Genomic DNA, 7,291 nt, shown 5'->3' on the forward strand with positions numbered 1-7,291 from the left:
AACTGTGCCTAATCGTAAACTTTTCGCCAAAGAAGGTGTAATGCCTTGATCGGGAAGAGAAATTTTGAGCGGCGGGTGCCGTGTCGAATACTGTGTCTCGCAAGATCGAACCCGAGGACGGCAGCGCTAAGTGCCCGCAATCGACCCTCATCTGCCGTTCACGACCGAGACAGACCGACGGCTGCGTCCGAGGTAGAGCGGTCATCGGTCCACGGAGACGCGAGCGAACCCGCCATTCGGGTTATCAGAGAAACTAACTCCCTGCTTCGAAGGGCGAATCGCTTACCACGCGAACAAACTTAATCTCCATCGAGGCTTTTGGAACAGTGATGACATCGCCGGTCGCCAGTATTCTTTTCAAGTCCACAATCTTGCCGTTTACTTCCAGAGGGTCACTGGGGTCCAAGCGCTCGACATAGACCTTGTCATGTATCGAACTAAATGAAGCATGGGTAAGTGAGATGTAAGGATCGTTGATCCTTATGTGATTCTCTTCGGAGCGACCCAGGGTGATCCGGCTTCCGAGAGGCAGAAACACGGGTTCCCGCTCACCTTCGCTTTGAATTTCGACCATGAAACACCCCACGGCGAATTGCATTGCATAGATCTGCGTGACGTCGGGCCTAACTGAATTGAGCGCGGCCACCTTTGCAGCCACGTCGCGCTCGTGTTCAGCCAGCTTTTCTGCTACCTCGCGCTGATATTTGCGCCGATCTTGCGCACGAGTGAGCAGATGGGTGACCACGGCGACCCCCACGGCAGTAAGCGCACTCACCGCAGCATTCACGGCAACTTGCGAGAGTTCCATTATTGCAATGAGCCTTGTTGAACGGTAAACGTCCGCTAACGGAGTGTACCGGCGGTCCGAGTGTCCGTGTGAGCCCTTAGGCAAACGGCAGTAACTGGCCGACTGCCGCCCGATGCGGTCGGCTGTAGTCGACCCATTCCCGTCGTTCGTCTCGATTTCACGTCAAAGGCAGGCTCCAAGGTAGAACGGCCGTTCGTTCGGGGGCGAGAAGAGGTACGCGCTTGACCATCGTCATCGGGATGCCGTCAAGATTTGGACGAGAACGTACTATAGCCGGACTGCACATCTCCAAAAATCAAGAAGTTGTGCACGATTCCCAGCTGAAGATTTCCGCAAAACCGCAAAGTGCGCGCCACGCCAGCCGCAACAAGTATTTTTCCGGAGCGCCGGCGTACGAAAATCCCCGAATCCCGTCGGCACCCCTTTACGGCGCGATCGAGCCAAAGGTCTTGAAAACCGGATTTGCGAAGATTATTGCCAGTCCCGAGCCACCCGGAATGTTGGCGTCCATCGCGAGCGTCTTGCCATCGTCACTGACCGCCAAGACCCGGGATGTCACCCCATTGATGACGAGCTTATCACCGACCTTGAAGTCTTGTTGATCCTTGAGATTACTCATCACCCCACCGCTGATCGCAACCGTGCTCGTATCACTGGTTGTCGCCGTACGCTCACCACTGTATGAGCCGGCTGTTCCTTCCACCGTACAAACCAAGCCCTCAGCGCCGCCCGGGACAACAGCGGCCCCCTTGAAGAAGACCCGGTCGCCCTTGTTCCAGATACCTGAGTCAGGTACGCCAGTACCATACGTGACCTTGCAACCGCCGACGAAGACCATATCGAAGAGCGCACGACCAGCGGGGACATGCGCCGGCCACTCGGCGATCTCCGTCTTGTTTACTGCATGGATGAGGCCGGGGCCCGTCTCGGCCGTGCCAGTGCCTGAGGCGCCGTACGTGAACAGATGCGCATGGTTGACGCCACCGAACGATCCATACTGCCAAAAGGTCGGCAAGCGGCCCACATCGTCTGGCGATTGCATGAATGCGAAGTATGGGAAGTTTGGATCCACGCTACCGAAACCGACTGCACCGTTATCCGTACCCGCATGGAGGAACGACCAGTGAGCCGTCCCGTCAACGATGTCCGAACCCATACCCGATGGCCCGATACCGTTGGTCGTGCCGGCGACGGTGACTTGATAGAGGTTGCCGTTGTTCATGCGTTTGTCGCCGAGCCGGACGGCAACGTTCCGGCGCCAAGGAGGCCCGCTGTAACCGGCGACGAAGAGGTTATGACCGCGACTATTTGTCACCGGCGCCAGCACTGCAGGTACGGAATTAGCGCTCATGATGCTGCCCGATATGCCGCCACCCACAATTACGTTGCTGTTGGTGAAAACGTTCTCGCCCCCGCCAGTGCCTTCTTGATAGCATCCGATCCACGTACTTCCACCACCAATTGATTCCGAGTAGATAGAGCCCATACCGCCCAAGCCCATCTGGATCGAGACGTACGTGTTCCCGAGGAAGCTTGACTCGTAGATGTTGAATCCCGCCCCGGAGTAGTCCTCGTCAGACAGGGCACCACCGTTGGAGTACATGACGCCATGAATAAACGAGCCGCCGTTTGTGTCGCTGCCCCTCACGTACAGGCCATGACCGTCGCACCCCCAGATGTTGATGTTGTCGAGGTGCCAACTGTTCGCATTAACGCTCTCTGAGCGTGGAGCTTCTAAGGGATCCGGCGCCTCGATGTGTACACCGTTGCCACTGCAATACAGGACAGTGACGTCTCGGAGCGTCACACCATTCGCGCGGATCTTGATGCCAGCACCGCTGCCGATGTAGCGCCAACGGACCGTGCCATCCTGCTCGTCCGTCAACGCCACAGTCGATCCGCCATTTGCCGTCGCGGTGGCACCGACGGCATCGGAAATCGTTTCGTTATCCAGGAAGGTGCCTGATACGCTCGTCAGGCGGAGCTGGCCGGCACTTCCGCTGCCGCTGTTCGCAATGATGATCCCCGTCGCCGCACTGCTAGCGCCTGTGACGGTTTGGTCAACGGTAAAGTCGCCGATTCGATTATCGTAATTCAGGGTCTCGTCGTTGCCGAGCGAGCGTGGCCCAATGCCGGAAGCAGCCGAGATGCCGGTCTGCGTGCAGATGTAATGGCGCCGCCAATCCCTACCGCTCCCGGAGCCCGTCCGACGCTTATCGCCGACTTGGTAGGTGGTGTTCTGCGCCCACTGCGAGACCTTCGCCGCGGGCTGCACAACGAGGTTGGAGATTTGCGCTCCATCGCCTGCCCCGGCCGACGTCGTACCGGTTGGAGTGTTAAAGCGCTCTAGAACGAAAGCAGTAACACCGGCGTCCGGCCTGATGTGCGTCGAGAGATTTAGCGAGGCTCCCTGCGAACCCCGCATCCACACTGACTTCTTAATTCTTACCGGCGACGCTAAGCGATAGGTGCCCACGGGTACAAGTACCGTCCCGGCGAGAGATTCGTTGATCGGCGAGAACGAGTCGATTGCCGCCTGAAAAGCCGTTTGATCGTCGTGTATGCCGTCACCTTTCGCTCCAAAATCTTTGACATTGACCGCCTCCCCACTCAGAGAATTCATGTTGTCCTCGCTGGTCGGGTTTTGTTACGGTGCCACTACCTCGCATCGGGCTTACCGCTAGGTTGACCGCATCATGGAAAGTGGCTTCAATAGTCGGCGTCAGGCCGAAGATTTACAGGGCGTTCGTTTCAATCAGAGCTGTCTGCTAATAGCTCCTGTCTCCCAGCACGATCGGGCCATTTTGGCCTGGTTCGCTTTCGGGAATGCGAACCTCTCCTGGATACGGTTCCGATCTCCCGTACAACGCCGCGGCTTTTGCCAGAATTTCGCGTTCAAGCTCGAGTTGGCGTACCTTGCGGCGCAAGCGCATAAGTTCGTCACGCCCCGTCGTCGTCAATCCGTCATGCCGCTCGCGGGTGTCACGATCGGCTTGTGCGACCGAGTTATAGCTCGTCTGCGCAGTCGCCTCGAACTCCCGGGCGAGCTCTTCGGGTTCGCTCAGCCTTGACCCGCTCAACGATAGGCGCCCGGAATTCGAGTGGGTACGGGTTACGGTGATTTGTCGTTTTGGGCATCTCCTCTAACAAAGGTGTCCACGAAAGCGGGTCAACTCCAGACGATATACGGCGGCGCCTATGAGTTCACGTACGCCCCTTGGGGGGTGGTGGATTCTCATGAAGGAAATTAGAACGAGACGGATTCACGATGGCCCTCAGCTCATTTTCTTTGACTTCTCTGGAAAGAATAGGAAGTCGGCTGAAAATTGCCAGTTGGAAACGCGAATGTTTGATTTCAGAACCGTGCGGTAGCTAACGTTTAGAAAGCGATTGCGGAGTACGAGGCACGTTCGCTAATTAACATTTTCCGAGGCGGCACGCCGACTTTGGAATTGTGAAAACGCACGGTCGAAAAACCGCGTCACACCTCTGGGAAGAGAGTGGCGCAGTTCCGGGTTTATCGGGCAGCTATGCAACCGTAGGGTGCGCTGTAACGACTTCATTCAATGGTAACGAAAAAGAAGCCTAGCGACGTCTTGTAATAGGTCAAACACGCGTCTATGTTTAATCCACTATGGAAGAAATGTCTGTCTGTCAATAGATCATGGCATGGTGTCATGTTTGGTTGACGGTAAGCTGCCGATGAAGAAAAAACGATGAGATTCGTCCGCGTCACCGTCCATTTGGTTCTCCTCCAGATCGCGATGAGTATCACTGTCGTGAATGCCGCTACCATCGATCGCGAAGTCTCATCTGGAGATGGTGAGCAGGATCACCGAGAGATGCTGGGAACACGGTTCGTCGAGGATCATTCGGACGCCAATGGTCGCTTGCGCCAAGACCTCTGGCAGGTTGGGATTGAACACGTAAAGCGAATGTCAGTCCATCGGGAGCCATGGGCCCCAAGCGTCCCAGCGAATGGGGCGGTGTCGGGCCAAACTCACGAATCAACCCAAAAACCGGACGACTAAGTACGAGACGGACTTTGACCAAGAAAATCAGCGAGGAGGATTGCGGATGGCAAAGCCTAGTTTGTCTGGCGGTGCTTATTTGCAACTATTTACACTGGCACTTCTCACGTTGGTGCTAGCTGCTTGCACTCCCCCAGGGTGGCGTCAAATCGGACCTGCCCCGATCAGTGATAGCGGGGCTGGGCAGTTGACGAACGGAACAGTGTCGGGAATGGTCAATGATATCGCGATCGACCCTTCGGGTTCATCTGACAGCACAATTTATGTGGCAACCGATGCCGGAGGAGTTTGGAAGACTACGGACGGAGGTCAGTCGTGGTTCGCCAAGACTGACTCCATGCCATCTCTGGTCATGGCGGCCGTTGCCCTAGATCCAACGAACCCCCAGAACGTATTTGCGGCAACCGGAAACTATGTCGACCAAGGCGGGTTGCCAAACAGCGCTCCGCAGAGCTTCTACGCGACGGGCCTCTATAAGTCGACAAACGGGGGCGATAGCTGGTCGGTCCTTAACCCAACCACGCGGACACCGGCAGGCGACCTGACCGGACAAGGCATCAGTCGCCTTGCGCTTCCAGACTCCAACACCCTTTTGGTCGGGGCTCAACAGGGCGTCTACCGGATGGCCAGCGACGGGACTAATGTCACGGTTCCTCTTACCGGCATCGTTACCGATCTGAAGGTCGATACATCGACGCCAGGCGTCGTCTATGCAGCCATCGCTAACGGCGGAATTTACAGGTCGTCCGACAAAGGCGCGACGTTTGCAGCTACCCCATTCTTCTCGGCCGCGAGCCGGGGCGTTCCGACTGGCCTCACTTTCGGAGGTATCTATTTCACACAGTCCTCGCAACCTGATAGCGGTAAGACTTTCTATGTGGCCGCTGTGATAACTGCCGGTACCCCGTCCTACTATTGCGGCGGCACATACCCGCCGCAGTTCCTTGTGAGCCCAAGCATCGGACTCTATAAGTCGTCTGATGGTGGCAAGAACTGGAACGAAATCTTGCAGGGCCCTGAAGTGATTGCGTCGCTGCAACCTGTCCTCGGGACGTTGGCATATGATATAGCCTTGGGGGTCGACCCGCAGGATAGCACCTCGTTCTACTATGGCCTTCGCGGTCTATTTCACGCCACCGACGGCGGCAGTTCCGGACTTCGCGACAAAAAAAACCAGTTGCCGGGGAACACATGCCTCGCGACCCAGGACAACCGTATCGATGAGGGCCAAGCACACGCCGACTATCACGCCATTCAATTCAGCCCGCCGAGTCATCGTTCCGGAACGCCAACCATCGTGTATCTGGGTAGCGACGGTGGCTTCGTCAAGAGTTCAGACGGCGGAAAGACATTTTCCACTCTCAACGATGGACTTGCCACGGTCTTGCTGACCGGGTTCGACATGGCGCATGACAGCAGGCCGAACGACTTCTTGTTCAGCTATGGGGTCGCACAGGACAATGGCCTCTTCGCGCATTCTCCAGAGCAGCCGCTGTTTAGTTGGCGTCAGGCCACGGACAGCGACGGGATTACAGTCGCCGTGGATCCGCTCGACGGCAAACACGCCCTTGGCACCACAACCAACGGCCAGGGCAGGATATATGTAACCAGTGACGGAGCAAGCTGGACTCCAGGTAACCCGCTGTCCGGAAACGCCAGCCCCATTGTGTTTGACCCCAACGGCCGTAACGTGTATGCCGCGGTGGGCACCAGTTTGTTTCGGAGCACGGATAACGGCGGCAACTTTACTGTGATCGGCACCTTTAGTGCATCGATTCAGGCAATTGCGGTGGCCGCGTCCAATCCCAGCATCGTCTGGGTTGGGCTCAATGACGGGACGCTGCAACTTACAAACACAGCATTGAACCAAACGCCCAGTTGGAATGCGGCTGTAAGTCAACCCGCAGCCCAAGGACGGGTAACCGCGGTTGCGATCGATCCCGATGATTCGCAGAGTGTGGTTGCAACCTACCCAGGATTCTCTAGAGTCACCGCCACTGTCAATCCGTCGCGCCATGTATTCTGGACTGCAAACGGTGGATCGATCTGGACAGACATTTCGGGCAGTACAAATGGCGGCTCCAGCAATTTGCCTGACCTGCCCTTGTTCGCGGTTGTCATCGATCCGGGGACACATCCACACACCTTGATTGTTGCGGGCACCGGAGGCGTATTCCAGTACCAAATTCCTATCGGGAAATGGGAAAAAGTCGGAAATGGGCTGCCAAACGTCGAGTTCAAGGCGCTCGGCTTGAATAGCAACGTAAACCCAGAGATTCTACGAGTCGCATCATGGGGACGCAGCGTCTTTGAGATCTCGCTTCCAAAGCCTAGGGAAGCGCTGATTAATGGACCAACTGACCGAGTTGCAGCCGAGAGGGCGTCGAATTTTCCGGATGACGAAGCGACTCGAAGCTGAACTCGGTGAATTGGCCACGTAAACGGGCCTCCC

General features: G+C 56.7%; 3 protein-coding genes. 1 reads left to right on the forward strand and 2 read right to left on the reverse strand.

Annotation, left to right across the window (positions count from 1 at the left end; genetic code table 11):
- Window positions 1-253 precede the first annotated feature (253 nt).
- Window positions 254-808: an FHA domain-containing protein gene (locus BN2475_RS30240; protein WP_094783071.1), complete on the reverse strand. Its 555-nt coding sequence runs from the start codon at window positions 806-808 to the stop codon at window positions 254-256.
- Between the two features lie 424 nt (window positions 809-1,232).
- Window positions 1,233-3,431, reverse strand: coding sequence for a glycosyl hydrolase family 28-related protein (locus tag BN2475_RS30245; protein WP_094783072.1), 2,199 nt, complete (start codon window positions 3,429-3,431; stop codon window positions 1,233-1,235).
- Window positions 3,432-5,050: 1,619 nt separating this feature from the next.
- Between BN2475_RS30245 and BN2475_RS30260 the strand changes: the two genes are divergently transcribed.
- Window positions 5,051-7,258, forward strand: a complete 2,208-nt coding sequence (locus tag BN2475_RS30260; protein WP_094783075.1) for a WD40/YVTN/BNR-like repeat-containing protein — start codon at window positions 5,051-5,053, stop codon at window positions 7,256-7,258.
- The last annotated feature ends 33 nt before the right edge of the window (window positions 7,259-7,291 follow it).

The organism is Paraburkholderia ribeironis (assembly GCF_900019265.1).
GTDB classification, from domain to species: Bacteria; Pseudomonadota; Gammaproteobacteria; order Burkholderiales; family Burkholderiaceae; genus Paraburkholderia; species Paraburkholderia ribeironis.

Bases quoted from the DNA above. Each gene is read 5' to 3' on its own strand.
- BN2475_RS30240 (WP_094783071.1), bottom strand. From the start codon at position 808: ATGGAACTCTCGCAAGTTGCCGTGAATGCTGCGGTGAGTGCGCTTACT.
- BN2475_RS30245 (WP_094783072.1), bottom strand. From the start codon at position 3,431: ATGAATTCTCTGAGTGGGGAGGCGGTCAATGTCAAAGATTTTGGAGCG.
- BN2475_RS30260 (WP_094783075.1), top strand. From the start codon at position 5,051: ATGGTCAATGATATCGCGATCGACCCTTCGGGTTCATCTGACAGCACA.